This window comes from Alcanivorax sp. 24, assembly GCF_004360225.1.
Lineage (GTDB): Bacteria > Pseudomonadota > Gammaproteobacteria > Pseudomonadales > Alcanivoracaceae > Alloalcanivorax > Alloalcanivorax xiamenensis.
The window spans coordinates 1-20,448 of sequence record NZ_SNUA01000002.1; the positions used below are offsets into that span (position 1 = coordinate 1).

Consider the following 20,448-nt stretch of genomic DNA (forward strand, 5'->3'; position numbering starts at 1 on the left):
GAATGGATCGAAGACTATAATCGCAGCCACCCGCACAAGGGGCTGAAAATGAAATCACCCTGGGAGTACCGGGCGGAACTGGCATCAAACGAATGAGGTGGTGTCCGGTTTAGCGGGGGCAACTACAGCTTATACAACAGGCCCGCTGATGGGGTAAACGCATTGTCATCGTAGCTGGCGGCACCGAGGCGATCGCCGGAGTCGTAGTCGTAGCTATAGTCCTTCAGTGTTTGATAACGTCCGCCGAGGGTCACCAACAGGCGGTCGTTCAGCATGGATAGCTGGTCGGAGATGGCGATACTTTGGAAACGGGTCTTGATGGTGCGGCCAGGGCTGTCGAGATTACCGCCACTGTACGCGTTAGCAAGGGGGCGCGGGACATCTTCAGGAGAGTATAGATTGCCGGTGACGCTGGCCGATGACATGGCGTAGGCGTTATCCGCTTCCAGTTCATAAGTGGAGCCCGAAACGCTGACGGCATGCTTGATCGGCCCGGTATCGAAAGTGAAGCGCACTCCAGTTTCACCTGTGATCACACTGTCTTCCCGAGCCGTATCGAAGCGGCTGGCGGTGTAGTTGCCGCTGGCATCGTTGACGGTTGGATTGGCGAATATGGAATCTTCTTTACTTTCCCGAGCCCCAAACGCCGCCCAGCCGGTAATGTTATCGGTGAAGTCATACTCCGCGCGCAAGGTGCCGAACAGATCATTGGAATCCGAGTAAGTCCAGGACTGGCCGAGGGATTCGTCGGCGTCCGGGGCATCCAGAATCGGTACACCAGGGGCGAAGGTGATATTCGGTTGCCCACCGTCGATACGGTGCTTCTGGAAACCCAGGTCGGCGGAGACGCGCAGGGCGTCACCGCGATAATCCAGGCCGATGTGGGCCATGGACAGCTCCGATTCCTCACCATCCACGGCGGTGTCGCCGTCGCGGCGGGCGGCGTTCACGCGAATACCGAAGCGGCCGTCGTCGGAGCGGTTGGCGACGTCGGCGGCGATCATGGCCTGGCCACCGCTCTGGGCGCCCAGAGTGAGCTGGTTGATCGGTTCGTTGGGCGCGCGTTTGGGCAGCACGTTGACACCGCCGCCGAGACCGCTGCCACCGGGGGCGGCGCCTTTCAGGAAGGTGTTGGCGCCCCGGAACACCTGCACCCGCTCGACGAATTCCGAGGCCAGATATTGTCGCGGCAGCAACCCGTACAGGCCGTTGTAGGTCATGTCATCGGAATACACCGGCAGGCCGCGCACCATATACAGCTGCTGGTAGTTGCCGAAGCCCCGGGCCACCCGCACCGCCGGATCATTGAGCAGTATCTCGCCGACACTGGCGGCCTGCTGGTCCTCGATCAACTGCTCGGTGTAGCTGGTGAAGCTGTATGGGGTCTCCATAACCGACTGGTTGCCGAGAATGCCGACGGAGCCGCCTTCCGCCACCTGGCCGCCGGCATAGGCTTTGCTCAGGCCACCGGCGGAGGCGTCGGCGCTGGATTGCACCTCCACCGGCGCCAGCTGATACGGCTCGGTGTCATCTTCTTCCCCGGAGGTTTGCGCCTGTGCGGTGGGGAAGGCGCCGATGGCAAGCAGGGATAATGAGAGAGAGGAAAGCCGCAAAGTGATTGGTCGCATGGTGATCCCCGTTATGGTTGGTTACCCGGGTGGGCAGGGGAATTGTAGCAATAATGAGAATGGTTTGCTTTGGTGGCGAGCCGGTCACCAACAATATCGCCGTTGCTGGAGCACGGGTGTCCCGTAATTCGCTGGCAAGCCAGCTTCCCACAGAGGAACCACGAAGCCGCTGTGGGAGCTGCCTTGGCGGCGAATATTGTGTGAATTCAGGTCAAGCGAGCCAAAGCGGTCCGTGGACCACGATCTCTTTGAGACGGCTTATACCTCGAACTTGTCGTTCAGCTTTTTCGGCACCGCGGCCAGTTTCAGCTTGGCGAACTGCGGCAGGCCGTTTTTGTAGGGCGGGTAGGACTCGCCCTCGATCAGCGGTGCCAGGTACTCGCGGGCGGACGGGGTGATGCCGAAACCGTCCTTGGTGATGAACTTGCGCGGCATTTTCTTTTCCACGTTGGCCACCTTCTTCAGCGGTGCCTCACCGATGGTCCAGCCGTACTTCTTGGTTTTCTTGCGCTCGATGGTGGGCATCACGGCATTCTTGCCGGCCACGGCGAATTCCACCGCCGCGCGGCCCACCGCGTAGGCCTGCTCCACATCAGTGGCGGAGGCGATATGGCGCGCCGCCCGCTGCAGATAGTCACTGACCGCCCAGTGGTATTTATAGCCCAACTCGTTTTTCACCAACTGTGCCAGCACCGGCGCCACGCCGCCCAGTTGTTTGTGGCCGAAGGCATCGGTGGTGCCGGCGTCCGCCAGGAAGGTACCGTCGGCGGTGCGGGCTCCCTCCGAGACGACGATGACGCAGTAGCCTACCTTCTTCACCGTCTCGTCCACTTTCTTCAGGAACGCCTGCTGGTCGAAGGCGATTTCCGGGAACAGGATCAAATGCGGGGCGTCCTCGTTCTGCTCCTTGGCGAGACCGGCGGCGGCGGCGATCCAGCCGGCGTGGCGGCCCATCACTTCCATTACGAACACCTTGGTGGAGGTGGCGCACATGCTGGCCACGTCCAGGGCCGCCTCACGGCAGCTCACCGCGGTGTATTTGGCGACGGAGCCGAAGCCCGGGCAGACATCGGTGATCGGCAGGTCGTTATCCACGGTTTTCGGTACGTGGATCGCCTGGATCGGATAGCCCATGGTCTTGGACAACTGCGAAATCTTCAGGCAGGTATCGGCGGAGTCGCCACCGCCGTTGTAGAAGAAGTAGCCGATGTCGTGGGCCTTGAAGACTTCGATCAGACGCTCGTATTCGCGCTGGGAAGTTTTCAGGTCCTTCAGCTTGTAGCGGCAGGAACCGAAGGCGCCACCGGGGGTGTGCTTGAGCGCGGCGATGGCGCTCTTGCTTTCCTTGCTGGTGTCGATCAGATCCTCGGTGAGGGCACCGATGATGCCGTTACGACCGGCATAGACCTTGCCGATCACGCCCTTGTGGGCGCGGGCGGTTTCGATCACTCCCGCCGCGGAGGCGTTGATCACGGCGGTAACCCCGCCGGACTGTGCGTAAAAGGCGTTTCTGGACCCCATTGCAAACTCCCTGAGCTGGCCGCGCCGGCGCGGCGGCCTACCGTTGAAATCGCGCGCATTCTAGCGGAAAAGGCACCGGCCTGTCCCCCGGGATGGTGTCCGGCTGCCGGCTCTGGAACAATAGCGCTCCGGGAGGAGATATGAACGCTTTGATTCGTCTGTTCTGGCGCCTGAGTTTGTTTCGCAAGGGGCCGGAGGATATGCCCTATGCGCCGCCGTTGCTGGTGATCCTGCTGGTGGCCTGGCTGATCATGCAGGGGCTCAGTGCCAATCTGCAGACCAGCCTGCCCGCCGGGCAGTTGATCGCCGTGCAGTGGATTTCGCTGTCGCTGGTCACCGCCGTCACCACCGCCGCGCTGGCCTTCAAGAGCTTGCTGACACGCTGGGTGCAAACCATGATGGCACTGCTGGGGCTGGACCTGTTGCTGTCCCTGGTGGCGTTGCCGTTGCTGGTCGTCAACATGGCCGCGGCACAGCCGATCCCGATCATCGATGGTCTCTACTTCATGCTGGTGAGCTGGCAACTGGCGGTGCAGAGTTTTATCTATCACCGTTCCCTGGATGTCAGCCCGCTGCTGGGCCTGGCGCTGGCGTTCTCCCTGCTGATTCTCACCTATATGACGCTGGCGGCGTTCATGCCGGAGGTGCTGAACCGCTGACGCGGCTGCGCCGCCCGCGGAGAAAGCCACGGAGCCGCCGTGGGAAGCTTGCTTGCAAGCGAATGTTTTGGTTCGGGCCCAGTATTCGCTTGCAAGCAAGCTTCCCACAGTGGCCTTGTAGTCACCTCTATACCCCGAGACACCCCAGCGCCATGGCCGCCGCCGAGGTGCGGTTTTCCACTCCCAGTTTGCGGAACACCTGCTCCAGGTGCTTGTTCACGGTACGCGGACTCAGAGTCAGAATCTGGCCGATTTCCCGGTTGGTTTTGCCCTGGGCGATCCACAGCAGCACCTGAGCTTCCCGGGGCGTCAGCCGCAACTGGGCGCGCAAACGCTCCGCGCCTTCCTCCTCGTCGTGCTGATGAATACGGAACAGAAATTCGCCGGCGGTGACCTCGCCGAGAAAACGCAGGCGAAAGGTGGCGCCACCGTCGCTGACGGTGTGCAGATCCGACGGTTGCGGCGCCCGGCCGAGCCAGTCCACGATGTGCCGCGCCAGCAGCGCCAGCCAGGTGTCGCGACCGCCGGCGCCATCGTCAAGCAACTGCTCCGCCTGCGGTGTTGCCCATTGCCAGCGGCCGTCGCGGTCGGTGGAGAAGGCGGCCTGGGCGAAGCGGTCCAGGGCGCTGCGGGCGCTTTGGGTCTGGCGGGCATTGGTCAGGTGCACACGAATGCGGGCGATCAACTCCGAGGGACGCACCGGCTTGGTGACGTAGTCCACGCCACCGGCTTCCAACCCGCGCACCACATCCTCGGCGTCGCTGAGGCCGGTCATGAAGATCACCGGAATCAATGCCAGCGCTGGCTGGCTTTTCAATCGCCGGCAGGTCTCGAAGCCGTCCATATGCGGCATCATCGCGTCCAGCAGAATCAGATCCGGCACCATCTTTTCAGCAATATTGAGTGCCTGCTGACCGTCCAGCGCGAGCAGGGCGGTCAAATCCGCCTGTTCCAGGGCTTGATGAATCATGCCCAGGGAGTCCGGGGAATCGTCCACCACCAGGATCAGGTCCTTGCGATCGGGTTGGCTCATGGCGCGCGCTCCAGTACTTGGATCACCTGATGGAAATCGAAGCGGCGCAGGGAGGCGGTCAGCGTCGCGGCCAGCGGTTCCGGCAGATGCCGGTCCCGGAGGGCGCGTTCCAGACGTTCCTGCAAGCCCCGCAAGTGGCCGATTTCGGCCAGGGCCACCAACTCGTCACGCAGTGCCTTGTCCAACGGCGGGATGGAGGCATCGCCGGCGGGTGATGCCGGCGGGCGATGTTCCCAGTCCAGGCGGAGGTGTCGGGCCAGGGTTTCCAGCAGCGCGCTCAGTTTGAACGGTTTCACCAGATAATCGTCGTGGGGGCTGTCACTGAAGGCGTTGGCATGGGCGGCTTCGCGGGCGTTGGCGGACAGCATCACGATCGGCGCCGGGCAGCCGGCCTGGCGCAGGGCCTGGGTGGTTTGCCAGCCGTTCAGGCCGGGCATGGCCACGTCCATCAGAATCAGATCCGGAAGGCTCTGGGCCTGCATCGCCAGGGCGGTGCGGCCGTCCGGGGCCTCCAGCACCTGAAAACCCAATGGGGTGAGCAGATCACTGATCAGACCACGGTGGGACGGGTCGTCGTCCACCACCAGCAGGGTGCGGCGCGGGCCCCGGTAACCGTGCACCGGGCGGGTCGGTTCGCGGTCCTGATCGCGGTTGTGCGCCAGGCTGGAAAGCATCACCGAGAGCCGGAACTCGCTGCCTTGTCCCGCGATGCTGTTGACCTGGATGTCGCCGCCCATGATATCGGCCAGCAGCTTGGTGATGGTCAGGCCCAGACCGGTGCCGTGAACCACCGGCATGCCCGGTTTGCGTACCCGCTCGAACGGCCGGAAGATGCGCGCCTGGTCCTCCTCGGCGATACCGACACCAGTGTCGCGCACGATGAACTCCGCCACCTGGGAACGATAGCGGAAGTGCAGAGTGACCTGGCCCCGGTCGGTGAATTTGATGGCGTTGGATAACAGATTGATCAGAATCTGGCGTAAGCGCTTCTCGTCGGTGGCCACCCATTCCGGGATGCGCCCTTGCGGCTTGAACTCGAAGCCGATGCCCTTGTCCTCCGCCTGCAGCCGGAACATGGTCACCAGCTCGTCGATCAGCGCCGGTACCCGCACCCGGTTACGGTACAGCTCCAGTCTGCCGGCCTCGATCTTGGAGATCTCCAGCAACCCTTCGATCAGGTCGGAGAGATGGCCAGTACTGCGACGGATGGCGGCAACGGCGTCCCGGCGGTTGTCTGGAATGGCGGGATCGTGCTCCAGCAATTGGGCATAACCGTAGGCGGCGTTCAACGGGGAACGAAGCTCGTGGCTGAGACCGGTGAGATAGCGGCTCTTGGCCTGATTGGCGGCCTCCGCCAGCTCCTTGGCTTTCTGCAGTTCGCGATCGGTTTTTTCGTGGGCCCTGATCTCCGCCATCAGGGCGCGGGTTTGTTTCTGGGTTTCTTCCTCTGCTACCCGGCGGCTTTCGTGGGCGAGCACGAACAGCCACGCCACCACGCCGCTCATGATCACCAGAATCACGAACAGCTTGGCCAGGGTCGCGGCCAGCACCGCCCGTGCCGGCGGTTCGCCGGCGGCGGCCTGGTAATAAACCAGTGTCAGAAAGGCGGCCAGCAGTGACGTCACCACCAGTAGCAGGCCGAGAAAATGCCCTATGCGGGTGCGCAGGTGGTTGAGGGCACGATCCGGCAGGATGCCCGCGAGCCAGCCCATCAGTTGCTGCTGGAAGCGGGCATCCTGCTTGCAACTGTCGTGGCAGCGGGCGTCCAGCGAACAGCACAGCGAACAGATCGGTCCGTTGTAGGCGGGGCAGAATGCCATGTCTTCCTGGTCGAAGGCATGTTCGCAGATACAACAGGGTTTGCCCTCCACCGACTCCGGCCATGACGGTGGCCGGGCGATGTAGTAGCGCCCTCCGGTGGCCACGGCGATCAGCGGCGCGGACAGGAAGGCGGTGAACAGGGTGATGAACGAGGCCAGTGCCTCGCAGGTGGCGCCCAGCGCGCCGGCCTTGCAGGCCAGGCCCACCAGGGTGGCCAGCAGCATGGCACCGCAGCCCACCGGATTGAGGTCATACAGATAGGCGCGTTTGAACTCGATGTGTTTGGGACTCAAACCGAGCGGTTTGTTGATCACCAGGTCCGCCACCAGGGCGCCGATCCAGGCCACCGCCACCATGGCGTAGCTGCTCAGAATTGACTCGAACGCCCGATAAATGCCGATCTCCATCAGCAACAGCGCGATCATCACGTTGAACACCAGCCACACCACCCGGCCGGGGTGGCTGTGGGTCAGGCGTGAAAAAAAATTGGACCAGGCGATGGAGCCGGCGTAGGCATTGGTGACGTTGATCTTCAGCTGCGACAACACCACGAAAATACCGGCCAGCGCCAGCAGGGCGGCCGGGTGGCTGGTGACGTGAGAAAACGCCATCAGGTACATGTGCATCGGCTCCTGGGCCTGGCTTTGCGGCAGACCGTGGTGCATCGCCAATACCACCAGAAAGGAGCCGGCCAGTGCCTTGAGGGCGCCGACCACGATCCAGCCGGGGCCGCCGGCAAGCATGGCCGCCCACCAGCGAACCCGGGTGGCGGAGGTCTTCTCCGGCATGAAACGAAGAAAATCCACTTGCTCACCGATCTGCGCCACCAGCGAGAACAACACCGTGGAGGCGGCGCCGAACAGTAGCAGATCGAAACCGCCGTGACTGGTGCTGCCTCCGGGGAACTGGAACCAGCGGTCCAGGGACTGCGGGTCCTGCCAGAGAATGAACACGAACGGCAGTAAGTGCAGGATAACCCAGAATGGCTGGGTCCAGGCCTGGAACCGGGTGAGATAGGTGATGCCATGGGTCACCAGTGGAATCACCACCACGGAGCTGATTACGTAGCCCAACGTCAGCGGCAGGCCGAACAGGACTTCCAGGGCCATCGCCATGATCGCCGATTCCAGAGCGAAGAAGATGAAGGTGAAGGACGCGTAGATCAGCGACGCGATGGTCGAACCCAGGTAGCCGAAACCAGCGCCGCGGGTGAGAAGATCAATGTCGACACCGTCGCGGGCGGCGTAGTAGCTGACCGGGACGCCGAGCAGGAAGATAGTGACGCTGAATACGGCGATGGCCCAGGCCGCGTTGGTGAAACCATGGTTAAGGGTAATGGCGGCGCCGATCGCCTCCAGGGCGAGAAACGAGATCGCGCCCAGGGCGGTCAGCGCCACCCGCCCCGGTGACCAGCGCCGGGCGGACTTGGCGGTGAACCGCAGGGCGTAGTCCTCCAGAGTCTGATTGGCGACCCATTGGTTGTAGTTACGTCGGACCGGAAAGATTCGTTGCTGCATGTCAGCGTCGTTCACCCACCCGAATGGAAGTGGTGCGCGGTCCCTGGGCACCGTGCACAGTGTCAAAGTCTCTTCGACTAAAGGTTCTGCAAATAGAAAGAAGCAGGATTCGTGCCCAATCTTTGGTCACGGGCTGTCTTTATTTCCCGGGCCCGACGGTACCCCCCCGGGTGGCGGGCGGCCTATGGGGAAAATGACGTATAGGCCTGACCCAATCACCGAATGGGCCGCCCGCCGGCCCTTTCCCATACTCGTTGCCAATGACCGCCGGTCCTGGAGCCGGTCGGTCCGAACCGCTGACGAGGGGAAGACCATGACGAGAGCAAAGGTAACGGCGCCGGGTTTGAAACGGCGATTGGGGTGGGCCGGTCTGCTGGCCTGGGCCGCGTTGGGGTTGCCCGGGGTAAGTGGGGCCGATGAGGTCAACAGCACCGGCCTGGCGGTGACCGACGATACCGTCAAGGTGGGGATCCTGCATTCCATCACCGGCACCATGGCGATCAGTGAAACCGGCTCGGTGCAGGCGGAAAAACTGGCTATCGAACAGATCAACGCCCAAGGCGGGGTGCTGGGTCGCAAGATCGAGTACATCCAGGAGGACGGCGCCAGTGACTGGCCCACCTTCGCCGAGAAAGCCCGCAAGCTGCTGGTCAATGACAAGGTGGCGACGGTGTTCGGCTGCTGGACATCGGCGTCCCGCAAGGCGGTTCTGCCGGTGTTCGAGCAGTACAACGGCATGCTTTATTACCCGACCTTCTATGAAGGATTGGAACAATCACCGAACGTGATCTACACCGGCCAGGAAGCGACGCAACAGATCCTCGCCAGTATCGACTGGGTGGTGAAGGAGAAAGGCGCCAAGACCTTCTACCTGCTCGGCTCCGACTACATCTGGCCGCGCACCTCCAACAAGATCGCTCGCAAGCACATCGAGAAGAAAGGTCTGAAAGTGGTGGGTGAGGAGTACTACCCGCTGGGCCACACTCAGTTCAACTCGGTGATCAACAAGATCAAGCTGCGCAAGCCGGACGTTATCTTTGCTTCCGTGGTGGGGGGCTCCAACGTGGCGTTCTATAAGCAGCTCAAGGCCGCCGGCATCGATCTGACCAAGGAAAAGCCGCTGCTGCTGACCATCTCCGTCACCGAGGATGAAATCCTCGGCATCGGCGGCGAGAACGTGGAAGGCGCCTACGCTTCCATGAAGTACTTCCAGAGCCTGAATAACCCCAACAACGAAGCGTTCGTGAAAGCGTTCAAGGAGCGTTGGGGTGATGACATCGTGATCGGCGATGTGACCCAGGCGGCTTATCTCGGTCCCTGGCTGTGGAAGGCGGCGGTGGAGGAAGCCGGCTCTTTCGACGTCGACAAGATCCGTGAAGTGTTCCCGGGCATTGAACTGAAAACGGCACCGGAAGGCTATGTCCGCATCCATGAGAATCACCACCTGTGGTCCAAGGCACGCATTGGCCAGGCGCAAAAAGACGGCCAGTACAAAGTGGTGTACGAGACCGAGGATCTGATGGAGCCGGATCCGTTCCCCGAAGGTTACAAGTAACCAGACCGCCGGCACCCGTGAGGGTGCCGGCCCGATTCGACGCGAAAGGTTGCCCGGGAGAACGCCATGTTCGCTGATTATTCCATGCCGGAGCTGATGTCGATTTTCGCCATGCAAGGCTTTGCCGGCTTGTCGTTGTTTTCCATTTTCGTGCTGATGGCTCTGGGGCTGGCGATTATTTTCGGCCAGATGGGCGTCATCAACATGGCCCACGGTGAGTTCATGATTCTGGGGGCCTACACCACCTACCTGACCGCCGGTCTGTTTGAAAATGTGATGCCCGGTCTGTACGGCATTTATTTCTTTGTCGCCATGTTCCTCGCGTTCATTGCCAGCGCTCTGCTGGGAATGCTGGTGGAATGGTTGATGATACGCCATCTGTACCACCGGCCGCTGGATACCCTGTTGGCCACCTGGGGGCTGAGTCTGATCCTGCAGCAGGCTTATCGCTCGATCTTCGGTGCCCGCGAAGTGGGGGTGAGCCTGCCGGACTGGATGATGGGCTCCATCGCCGTTACCGACCTGGTGGAAATTCCCATCAACGGCCTGATCGTGATGGTGGTGACGCTGGTCATCGCCACGCTGGTCTATCTGTTGATGTTCCGTTCCGGCTGGGGCCGTCAGGTGCGCGCGGTGGTGCAGAACCGGCCCATGGCGGAAGCGGTAGGGATTGATACCGGCAAAGTGGACCGGATCACCTTTGCCCTGGGCTGCGGTATCGCCGGCGTGGCCGGAGCGGCGTTCACCATGATCGGGTCCACCGGTCCCACTTCCGGGCAGTTGTACATCGTCGACACTTTCCTGGTGGTGGTGTTCGGCGGCGCGCAAAGTCTGCTCGGCACCATCGCATCCGCGTTCACCATTTCCCAGGCCCAGTCCACCATGGAATTCTTCCTCAGCGGTTCCATGGCCAAGGTACTGACGTTGCTGGTGGTGGTGGGCATTCTCATGTTGCGTCCTCAGGGTTTGTTCGCCCTCAAGGTTCGCCGTTAGGAGGCCGTGATGAAAACCACTCCATCCGCATCGTCATTGATGTCCCGGGAGAATCTCTATTTCCTGGTGTTGGCGGCACTGCTGTTGCTGGTGTTTCCCGTGCTTTTGGACGCCTTCCGTCTCAACCTGGTGGGCAAGTACCTGACCTACGCCTTCGTCGCCGTGGGGCTGGTATTGTGCTGGGGCAAGGGTGGCATTCTCAGTCTCGGTCAGGGTGTTTTCTTCGGGCTGGGCGGCTATTGCATGGCCATGTTTCTGAAGCTGGAAGCGTCCAGTCCCGAGGCTACCGCCAGCCAGTCCACGCCGGGCATTCCCGACTTCATGGACTGGAACCAGGTCACCGAGCTGCCCTGGTTCTGGCAGCCGTTCCACAGCTTCTCCTTCACTCTGATCGCGGTGGTGATGGTGCCGGTGATCCTCGCCTTGATCATCGGCGTGGCCATGTTCAAGCGGCGCGTCGGTGGCGTTTATTTCGCCATCATTACCCAAGCGATCGCCGCCATTCTCACCATCCTCATCATCGGCCAGCAGGGCTTCACCGGCGGCGCCAATGGCATCACCGACCTGCGCACGCTGATGGGCTGGGATATTCGCGGCAATGAAGCCAAGACAGTGCTGTACTTCGTGACCGCCGGTTTGCTGTTGGCCTGCGTGTTGCTGGCCCGGCATGTGCTGGGCAGCAAACTCGGCCGCATCCTGGTGGCGATGCGGGACCAGGAAGACCGGGTTCGCTTCTCTGGTTACGACGTGGCCTCGTTCAAGGTGTTCGTGTTCTGTCTGGCGGCGGCGCTGTCCGGCATCGGCGGCGCCCTGTTCACCTTGCAGGTGGGCTTCATGTCGCCGTCCTTTGTCGGCATCGTGCCGTCCATTGAAATGGTGATCTTCTGCGCCGTGGGCGGGCGTCATTCATTGCTCGGCGCGGTATATGGCGCGCTGTTGGTGAACGCGGCGAAAACCGGGTTCTCCGAATCCTTTCCGGAACTCTGGTTGTATGCCATGGGCGCGCTGTTCATTGCCGTGGTGCTGGCGTTCCCCAACGGTATTGCCGGTTTGTATCAGCGTTATCTGATGCCGCTGGAGAAAAAAATCCTGGGTGGCCTGGGTAAAGCGGCCAGAACACCGTCCACGGCTCCGGCCCGTCAGATGGAGGAAACCCCATGAGCACGTCCCGGGATTTTATCCTCACCGTGGAAGGGCTGACGGTGTCCTTCGATGGCTTCAAGGCGGTCAACGACCTGTCCCTGTATCTGGAACATAACGAGATCCGCGTCATCATCGGACCCAACGGTGCTGGCAAGACCACGGTGCTCGATCTGATTTGCGGTAAGACCCGGGCCACCGATGGCGCCATCCGTTTCAAAGGGCAGGATCTGACGCGGATGAAGGAGCACCAGATCGTTCGCTCCGGGGTGGGGCGCAAGTTCCAGAATCCGTCCATTTATGACGACCTCACCGTGTTCGAGAACCTGGAAGTGTCCTATCCGCGCGGGCGTTCAGTGATGGGGGCACTGGCATTCCGTCGTGATCAGCAGGTCATCGACGCGGTCCACGAGGTGGCGGAGACCATTTTTCTGGCGGATCAACTGGACCGCCGTGCCGATCTGCTCAGCCATGGACAAAAACAGTGGCTGGAGATCGGCATGCTGCTGATCCAGGAACCGGATCTGTTGATGTTGGACGAGCCGGTGGCGGGCATGTCGGTAGCGGAGCGTAAGAAAACCGCTGAGTTGCTCAAAGTGATAACCCGCAATCACACCGTGTTGGTGATCGAGCACGACATGCAGTTCGTCGGTGACATCGCCGATCGTGTCACCGTGATGCACCAGGGGCAGGTGTTGTCCGAAGGTTCCCTGGCCCACGTCAAAGCCGACCCGAAAGTGGTCGAAGTCTACCTGGGACACTGATCATGCTGAGATTGCAAAACTACTCCGTGGCTTACGGCCAGAGTGAGGTGATCCATGACTTGCAACTGGACGTGGGCGAGAACGAGATTGTCGCCGTGGTCGGCCGCAATGGCATGGGCAAGACCACGTTGATGAAATCCATGGTCGGCATGGTGCCGGCCAGAGAGGGCGTGTTGTCCATGCTGGGCGTTGATCTGATGCCGCTGAAAAGCCATCAAAGAGTCAAGGCCGGGCTCGGCTTCGTGCCGCAAGGAAGGATGATCTTTCCCACTTTGACGGTGAAGGAAAATATCGAGACCGGCCTGGCCGCTTCCGGCCGCAAGGGCATTCCCTCGGATTTATACGAGCTGTTCCCGGTGCTCAAGGATATGGCGTCACGCAAAGGCGGCAACCTGTCCGGCGGGCAGCAGCAACAGCTGGCCATAGCGCGTGCCCTGGCCACCGATCCCAAGGTGCTGATTCTCGATGAACCCACCGAGGGGATCCAGCCCTCCATCATCCAGGAGCTGGCGCGAACGCTGCGAAAAATCCGCGATACACGTGGGCTTTCCATTCTGGTATCCGAACAGGTGTTGAGCTTTGTCATGGACGTGTCGGATCGCATTCTGGTGATCGAGAAAGGACGCTTCGTGCATGAAGAGGACCGGGAAGGCGCGAACCAGAAAAAAATCGCCGCCTATCTGGCGGTCTGAATCCGAGGAGACAAGCAATGCGTCATGGTGATATTTCCAGTAGTGCCGACACCGTCGGCGTGGCGGTGGTGAACTACAAAATGCCGCGTCTGCACTCCCGTGAAGAAGTGCTGGACAACGCGCGTCACATCGCCGGGATGATCAAGGGTATGAAGCTCGGATTGCCGGGCATGGACCTGGTGGTGTTCCCCGAATACAGCACCATGGGGATCATGTACGACCCCGGCGAAATGATGGCCACCGCCGCCACCGTGCCGGGCGATGAAACCGATATTTTCGCCGCCGCCTGCCGCGAGGCGAACACCTGGGGGGTGTTCTCGCTCACTGGTGAGCGCCATGAAGACCATCCCCACAAGGCGCCGTATAACACGCTGGTGCTGATCGATAACCAGGGACGCATTGTGCAGAAATACCGCAAGTGCATCCCCTGGTGCCCGATCGAGGGCTGGTATCCCGGTGACAGCACCTACGTTACCGAAGGGCCGAAAGGGCTGAAGATCAGTCTGATTATCTGTGACGACGGTAACTATCCGGAGATCTGGCGGGATTGTGCCATGAAGGGCGCGGAGTTGATCGTGCGTTGTCAGGGCTATATGTATCCGGCCAAGGAACAGCAGATCATGATGGCCAAGACCATGGCCTGGGCCAACAACTGCTACGTGGCGGTGGCCAACGCCACCGGCTTTGACGGGGTCTATTCCTACTTCGGGCATTCCGCTCTGGTCGGTTTCGATGGCCGTACCCTGGGGGAATGCGGTGAAGAGGAGATGGGCGTGCAATACGCTCAGCTTTCCGTCAGCCAGATCCGTGATGCCCGCGCCAACGATCAGTCCCAGAACCATCTGTTCAAGTTGCTGCATCGCGGCTATACCGGTGTGCACAACTCCGGTGACGGTGACAAGGGCGTGGCCGATTGTCCATTCGATTTTTATCGAACCTGGGTGCTGGACGCGCGGAAAGCGCAGGAACAGGTGGAAGCCATGACCCGCGATACGGTTGGCGTGGCGGACTGTCCGGTGGGGAATCCGCCGGTGCCGGAAAAGGAAAGGGCGGCGGGGGAGTAGACGCCGGTGCCTTTCATCAACGAACGCCTGATGGAGCAGGCGGAGTCCCGGCCACCGCCGGTGACACCGGGGGCCCGCGCCTCCCGATTCCAGTTCGAGCCGGATCAGGTGATGGCGCGGCTGAGTGCCCGCATCGTCGGTCAGGATCCGGTGCTGGCGGATCTGGAAGCGATGCTGACGCGGATCAAAGCGGATATTTCGGATCCGGAACGGCCCTTGGCGGTGCACCTGTTTGTCGGGCCCACCGGTGTTGGCAAGACCGAAACCGCACGGCTGCTGGCCGAGGCGTTGCACGGTCGCGCCGACGCGCTGTGCCGGGTGGATATGAACACCCTGGCCCAAGAGCACTATGCCGCCGCTCTCATCGGTGCGCCACCTGGATATGTCGGTAGTAAGGAAGGACATACCCTGCTGGATGAGGAGCGGCTGCGCGGCACTTTCCGCAAACCGGGAGTGGTGCTGTTTGACGAAATTGAAAAGGCTGACGTCCGGGTAATACGGGCTTTGATGAACGTGCTGGATCATGGCCGGCTGGCTTTGTCCGCCGGCACCCGGGAGCTGGATTTCCGCAATAGCCTGATCTTCATGACCAGCAATCTCGGTGCCCGTGAAGCGCAGACCCGATTGGCGCGCTATCGCCGAGGCTGGCGTCGTTGGCTGGCGTTGCGCCCGACGGCGACGGAGCGCATCCCGGAGCAGGCGGTGCGTGAGTATTTCGATCCCGAGTTCATCAATCGCATCGACCGTATTCACTATTTTCAACCGCTGGACCCACAACGGGCCGACGGGTTACTGGAAATGGAGCTGGATCGTCTGGCGGACCGACTGCAAAGAAGAGACGTTTCTCTGTCCTGGCAACCGGCGGCGCGGACCCGATTCCGTGCGGGGCAGGACATCCGCTATGGCGCCCGCGACCTGCGGCGACGCCTGCGCAATGAGCTGGAGCCGAAGGTGGCCGCGGCTATGTTCAGCCATCCCGGCATTCATCGATTCCTGGTACGAACCACCGGTGGTACCTTGGAGATCGTGCCGGTAATGGAGACCGACCCCCGCGACGGACTACGTCATACAACGTAGGCGCCGGGGTGTTTTCACCAATGGCGCCGGCCGGTGGCCGGCGCGATAGTGTCAGAGCCAGCCCGGCAGGCTCTGATTCATGATCCCTGCCGAGGCATGGGATGACGACGTTGAGCGGAGGGAAGCACACCATGGCTGAGACCATCATTAAAATTGATCTGAACAAGTCCCCGTACGAGAACGAGAAAGTACATAACCGGTGGCATCCGGATATTCCCATGGCCGCCATGGTGAAACCCGGTGATGACTTCATCGTGGAATGCCACGACTGGACTGGCGGGCAAATCAACAACGACGACAACGCCGAGGACGTTCGCGACGTGGACCTGACTCAGGTGCATTTCCTGTCCGGCCCGGTGGGTGTGGAAGGCGCCGAGCCCGGAGATCTGCTGGTGGTGGACATTCTCGACATCGGCACTTTCCAGGAAAGCCAGTGGGGTTTCAACGGCTTCTTTTCCAAACAAAATGGTGGCGGCTTTCTGACCGAGCACTTTCCGGAAGCGCAGAAAACCATCTGGGACTTCAATGGCATGTTCACCAAATCCCGCCACATTCCCGGCGTGGAATTCGCCGGTCTGATCCACCCGGGATTGATTGGCTGCCTGCCGTCCAAGAGCATGCTGGACGAATGGAACAAGCGGGAAAAAGAACTTTATGATACCGATCCGGACCGGGTGCCCGGTCTGGTGAACCTGCCGTTCGCGGATACCGCGCACATGGGCAAGCTGAACGGTGACGCCCGCAATGCCGCCGCCGCGGAAGGCGCGCGGACGGTGCCGCCGAGGGAGCATGGCGGTAACTGCGATATCAAGGATCTTTCCCGTGGCTCGCAAATTTATTTTCCGGTGTATGTGAAGGACGCGGGATTGTCCGTGGGGGATCTTCACTTCAGCCAGGGGGATGGCGAGATCACCTTCTGCGGCGCCATTGAAATGGCTGGCTGGATTCACATGCGTGTGAATCTGATCAAAGGCGGCATGGAAAAATACGCGATCAAGAACCCGATCTTCAAACCCAGCCCGATGGCGCCGAAGTACGATGACTATCTGATCTTCGAAGGTATTTCCGTGGACGAGGAGGGCAAGCAACACTACCTGGACGTGCATATTGCGTATCGCCAGGCTTGCCTCAACGCCATCGAGTACCTGAAGAAATTCGGTTATTCCGGTGCCCAGGCCTATTCGCTGTTGGGATGCGCGCCGGTGCAGGGCCACATCAGCGGCGTGGTGGACGTGCCCAACGCCTGCGCCACCTTATGGCTGCCCACTGATATCTTCGATTTCGATCTCAAACCGGGAGTCGATGGCCCGCAACACAGCGTGGCCGGTTCCATGGACGTACCGCTGGCGAAAGATAAATAGGGGAGGGCAGTGATGCCGTTATACGATTACAAATGCGCGAACCATGGACTGTTTCATGCCCTGGTGGCGGTGACGGAATCCGGCATCGCCCGCGCCTGTCCACAATGCGATGAACTGGCTCCCCGGGTGATCATGGTGCCGCCGGAAGTGCTCGACATGGCACCGGCCCGTCGTCAGGCCATGGAACGCAACGAACGCGCCGCCCACGAACCCCGACGCGGCAACGACCACAGCGAAAAGGAACAGGGCTGCTGCCATCACGCCAAACCCTCGCCGAAAGTGTTCTACACCGCCGACGGCAAGAAAATGTTCCCTTCCGCACGGCCGTGGATGATCAGCCACTGAGAAGAGCAGTTGACAGTTGATAGTGGACAGTTGACAGCGAAAAAAACAGAGTAGAAGCAAAGAGGCCGCGCCCGGTCTTTGGGCGCGGCCTCATAGGTTTTATAAACCTCCAGGAAGGACAATCAGTAACAACAGCGAGATTGCTAATGGGCAATCCATCTTTGCATAACCGCAATGCTCGGTTTTAGCCTTTCGCTGTCAACTGTCCACTATCAACTGTCAACTCAAAAAAGCACCATCCCCAGGCTTTCCGCCACGCAGGCCGGTTTGTCGCTGCCTTCCAGTTCGATGGTGACTTCGTTGCAGAGCAGGTAGCGGCCTTCGCCTTTCTGAGTGACGGATTTCATCACGAAGCGGGCGCGGACGCGGGCGCCGGCGGGGACCGGGGCGAGGAAGCGGCAGCCGTTGAGGCCGTAATTGATGCCGGCCTTGACGCCTTCGATGGCGTAGATCTGATCCTTGAACATGGGGATCAAGGACAGCGTCAGGTAACCGTGAGCTATGGGGCCGCCCATGGGGGATTCCTTGTTGGCCCGTTCCACGTCCACGTGGATCCACTGATGGTCACCGGTGGCTTCGGCGAACTGGTTGATGCGCTCCTGGCTGATGGTTTCCCACTCGGAAACGCCGAGTTCCTTGCCTTCCCAAGTTTGCAGTTCTTCGGGACTTTTAATTGTCAGCATGATGTCTCCCAAGACAATAACGAAAAACGTATTCGTAGTGAAAGAAAGCGGCCACCGCTTCCGCGAGGAAGAGAGGGGCGGCCACGTTCCATGGTAATCCATTAACCGGCTTAAAGTATTGTCGGTGTGCTGATCCATAGTCAGGCGGATTGGAATGGGATCTGGCGGGAATATGTAATCTTTGTATAATGCGAATCATTCCTATTATCTTGCCAGTTATCCGCCAGGAGATTTTATGGCTAGCCGATCCGGTAACACACAACAACGATGGGGCTGGGGCACCCGCCACCCAATGACTTGGGCGGTGGCCGCCGCCATGCTCACTGGCCATGCCTGGGCTCAGGACGGCTCCTCCACCCGACAACTGGATACGGTGGAGGTTGGGGCGCGGGCTGACGGCGCCTTGGGGCAAGAGGACTTTGGTTATGTGGGGCAACGCAGTCTCACCGCGACTAAAATCAATACCCCGGTGAGCGAGACTCCGCGTGCCATCTCTATCGTCACGCGTGAGCAAATGGAAGACCGTGCCTCGATCAGCATCGCCGACGCTTTGCAATACACGCCCAGCATTCAGGCGAACTATTTCGGTGAAGATAACAAGCAGGACTGGTTTGTTATTCGCGGGTTTGATCAGGCCAACAACGGTTTGTACCGCGATGGCACCCGGGTCTATTCGTATGGCTTCTACAGCTGGCAGATTGATCCCTTTGGCCTGGAACGGGTGGAAATTCTGCGTGGCGCGCCGTCCGCCTTGTACGGACAGAACCCTCCTGGCGGTGCCGTCAATACCGTCAGCAAGCGTCCGCGTTCCTACTCTAGTGGCTACGTGGGTTTGGAGTACGGTAGCTACGACCGTAAGCAACTGTCCGTGGATGTCACCGGGCCGGTTGGAGACGGGCATGCCTACCGCCTGGTAGCGCTAAGGCGTGACAGTGAAACCCGGGTCGACGACGTGGATGCTGAGCGCACGCTCATCGCGCCATCTTTCACCGCCGCACTGGGAGACAATACCGACCTGACGCTGTTGGCGTCCTATCAAAAAGACGATTCCGATCCCTATCTCCAATTCTTGCCCACCAGCGGAGTGATCAGGCCGAATCCGAACGGTGAGATTGGCGATGATGTGGCCATCGGCAACCCTGACTATGAAAAGTTTGAACGTGAACAATCCTCCATCGGCTACCAATTGGAGCATCGTTTCAGCGACAGTACCAAATTCCAGCAATATACCCGCTATCAACATATGAAGATGGATCTGCGGCAGATGTATTCGTTGGGTTATCTTCCAACTTCAGACAGCCAGGTGCTGCGCGGGCTTTCCGATGAAGAGGGGAAGGCCGATGGTTTCAATGTGGATAACCGCTTGATCCACAAATGGAGCTTCAACGATATCGACCACACGCTGTTGGTGGGACTGGATTACCAGAGTTTGTCCATCAATGGGAAAACCTATGGTGACCCGGTCATGGGCTATTATGAATCGGCTCTGGGAGGCTACGTTCCGGCGACTCTCAATCCCTACAATCCCAGCTACCGAGGCGCCGGCTCACTGACACCAGTGACAAACTGTGATCCCGTGACCGGGTTGTGTGACCCCCTGACCGAAGCCGAGCGGCAAGAAAGAGACATCGATTTCTATCAGGCCGGTGCTTATCTGCAGGATCAGATGAAGTTCAATGATCGCTTCGTCTTCCTGTTCGGCGTCCGTTATGACCACGCCAAACAGGAGTACAAAAATAAAACGCTTTCCGCGCGGCAGAGTACACGGAATGAGGAGTGGACCACCAGTACCGGCCTGGCGTACCTGTTCGATCATGGAGTAACCGCCTACGCTAACTATTCCCGGTATTTCCTGCCAGTGCGGATTGAAATCGCCAGGGAGGGCACTAACGAGGCCAAACCGGAATCCGGTGACAATGTCGAATTGGGCCTCAAGTATCAGCCGCGCGGTTTTGATGGTTATTTCAACATGGCGTTGTTCCAGGCCACCAAGGAAAATATGGCCACGGGCGCCGCGCAGACCTTGCAGCAAATTGGCGAGGTCGAGAACAAAGGGGTGGAACTGGAAGCGGTTGCCAATATCACGCCGAGTCTCAGCGTGATCGCCAACGCCACCTTCATGGATCCGGAAATCAAGGAGAACGCCAATAAGGCCCAGGAGGGCAATCGCCCGGAGCAGGTGGCCAGGACGTTGGCTTCGGCCTGGGCCAAGTACAGTTTCCTGGAAGGGCCGATGAAAGGCCTCGCCGTGGGCACTGGCGTGCGTTACGTGGGAGAGACCTATGGCGATAACGATAATACCCGTGAGCATCGTGTGCCATCGTTCACGCTTTGGGATGCCACGGTGAGCTATCAGTGGCAGGACTGGAAATTCCAGGTGGCGGCCAAGAATCTGGCCGACAAGGAATACATCGCCACCTGCTCCAGCGCTTACTACTGCTGGTATGGTGATCGCCGTAATGTCATCGCGAGCGTGAGCTATGCCTGGTAGCAGCCGCCGGTGACCGGCCATCGCCCGTTGAGCAGGACCCCGGCTCTTCACCTGACCGCCGGTTATCGCTATGGTGCGGGGGTTTGCCCCGCGATGGTCGGGGA

16 protein-coding genes and 1 pseudogene are annotated in these 20,448 nt (G+C 60.4%); 12 read left to right on the forward strand and 5 right to left on the reverse strand.

Annotated features, from left to right (window positions below; translation table 11 throughout):
• A pseudogene (locus E0L37_RS21490) lies at positions 1–96 on the forward strand (IS3 family transposase); the annotation flags it as partial.
• 26 nt (positions 97–122) lie between these two features.
• On the opposite strand, the gene E0L37_RS02525 reads toward E0L37_RS21490, so the two are convergent.
• Together E0L37_RS02525 and E0L37_RS02530 are read right to left on the reverse strand one after the other, a co-directional pair.
• Positions 123–1,628, reverse strand: a complete 1,506-nt coding sequence (locus E0L37_RS02525; RefSeq protein WP_240687416.1) for a TonB-dependent siderophore receptor — start codon at positions 1,626–1,628, stop codon at positions 123–125.
• 258 nt (positions 1,629–1,886) lie between these two features.
• Positions 1,887–3,149 carry a 6-phosphofructokinase gene (locus E0L37_RS02530; RefSeq protein ID WP_133490247.1) on the reverse strand — a complete coding sequence of 421 codons (1,263 nt, stop codon included), beginning with the start codon at positions 3,147–3,149 and terminating at the stop codon, positions 1,887–1,889.
• A 140-nt stretch (positions 3,150–3,289) separates the two neighbouring features.
• On the opposite strand from E0L37_RS02530, the gene E0L37_RS02535 reads away from it, so the two are divergent.
• Positions 3,290–3,808: a hypothetical protein gene (locus tag E0L37_RS02535; protein WP_133490248.1), complete on the forward strand. Its 519-nt coding sequence runs from the start codon at positions 3,290–3,292 to the stop codon at positions 3,806–3,808.
• A gap of 127 nt (positions 3,809–3,935) precedes the next feature.
• Here the strand turns inward: E0L37_RS02535 and E0L37_RS02540 are convergent, their stop codons facing one another.
• Both E0L37_RS02540 and E0L37_RS02545 read right to left on the reverse strand, forming a co-directional pair.
• Positions 3,936–4,841, reverse strand: a complete 906-nt coding sequence (locus E0L37_RS02540) for a response regulator transcription factor (protein ID WP_133490249.1) — start codon at positions 4,839–4,841, stop codon at positions 3,936–3,938.
• Positions 4,838–8,179: an ATP-binding protein gene (locus tag E0L37_RS02545; RefSeq protein WP_133490250.1), complete on the reverse strand. Its 3,342-nt coding sequence runs from the start codon at positions 8,177–8,179 to the stop codon at positions 4,838–4,840. Before E0L37_RS02545 ends, E0L37_RS02540 begins: the two co-directional genes overlap by 4 nt.
• 313 nt (positions 8,180–8,492) lie before the next feature.
• On the opposite strand from E0L37_RS02545, the gene urtA reads away from it, so the two are divergent.
• The 9 genes from urtA to E0L37_RS02590 all read left to right on the forward strand — a co-directional run bounded on the left by urtA (position 8,493) and on the right by E0L37_RS02590 (position 17,170).
• Positions 8,493–9,734 (forward strand): urea ABC transporter substrate-binding protein, encoded by a 1,242-nt coding sequence (urtA, locus tag E0L37_RS02550; protein ID WP_133490251.1) that lies wholly within the window; start codon positions 8,493–8,495, stop codon positions 9,732–9,734.
• Between the two features lie 66 nt (positions 9,735–9,800).
• Positions 9,801–10,727 (forward strand): urea ABC transporter permease subunit UrtB, encoded by a 927-nt coding sequence (urtB, locus tag E0L37_RS02555; protein ID WP_133490252.1) that lies wholly within the window; start codon positions 9,801–9,803, stop codon positions 10,725–10,727.
• A gap of 9 nt (positions 10,728–10,736) precedes the next feature.
• Entirely contained in the window at positions 10,737–11,888 is a 1,152-nt protein-coding gene (gene urtC, locus E0L37_RS02560) for an urea ABC transporter permease subunit UrtC (protein ID WP_133490253.1), read from the forward strand.
• A complete protein-coding gene (urtD, locus tag E0L37_RS02565; protein WP_133490254.1) occupies positions 11,885–12,631 on the forward strand; it encodes an urea ABC transporter ATP-binding protein UrtD in 747 nt (248 codons plus the stop codon). The genes urtC and urtD overlap by 4 nt, the downstream gene beginning before the upstream one ends.
• Before the next feature lie 2 nt (positions 12,632–12,633).
• Positions 12,634–13,323, forward strand: coding sequence for an urea ABC transporter ATP-binding subunit UrtE (gene urtE, locus E0L37_RS02570; RefSeq protein WP_133490255.1), 690 nt, complete (start codon positions 12,634–12,636; stop codon positions 13,321–13,323).
• Positions 13,324–13,340: 17 nt separating this feature from the next.
• Positions 13,341–14,387, forward strand: coding sequence for an aliphatic amidase (locus E0L37_RS02575; protein ID WP_133490256.1), 1,047 nt, complete (start codon positions 13,341–13,343; stop codon positions 14,385–14,387).
• A gap of 6 nt (positions 14,388–14,393) precedes the next feature.
• Entirely contained in the window at positions 14,394–15,464 is a 1,071-nt protein-coding gene (locus E0L37_RS02580; protein WP_133490257.1) for an AAA family ATPase, read from the forward strand.
• Between the two features lie 131 nt (positions 15,465–15,595).
• Complete coding sequence (gene fmdA / locus E0L37_RS02585) at positions 15,596–16,825, forward strand: formamidase (RefSeq protein ID WP_133490258.1); 1,230 nt, start codon at positions 15,596–15,598, stop codon at positions 16,823–16,825.
• A gap of 12 nt (positions 16,826–16,837) precedes the next feature.
• Positions 16,838–17,170 (forward strand): zinc ribbon domain-containing protein, encoded by a 333-nt coding sequence (locus tag E0L37_RS02590; RefSeq protein WP_133490259.1) that lies wholly within the window; start codon positions 16,838–16,840, stop codon positions 17,168–17,170.
• 224 nt (positions 17,171–17,394) lie between these two features.
• Here the strand turns inward: E0L37_RS02590 and E0L37_RS02595 are convergent, their stop codons facing one another.
• Positions 17,395–17,853 (reverse strand): MaoC family dehydratase, encoded by a 459-nt coding sequence (locus E0L37_RS02595; protein WP_133490260.1) that lies wholly within the window; start codon positions 17,851–17,853, stop codon positions 17,395–17,397.
• Between the two features lie 235 nt (positions 17,854–18,088).
• Here E0L37_RS02595 and E0L37_RS02600 point away from each other — a divergent pair, with 235 nt between their 5' ends.
• Positions 18,089–20,344: a TonB-dependent siderophore receptor gene (locus E0L37_RS02600; protein WP_133490261.1), complete on the forward strand. Its 2,256-nt coding sequence runs from the start codon at positions 18,089–18,091 to the stop codon at positions 20,342–20,344.
• Positions 20,345–20,448 lie beyond the last annotated feature (104 nt).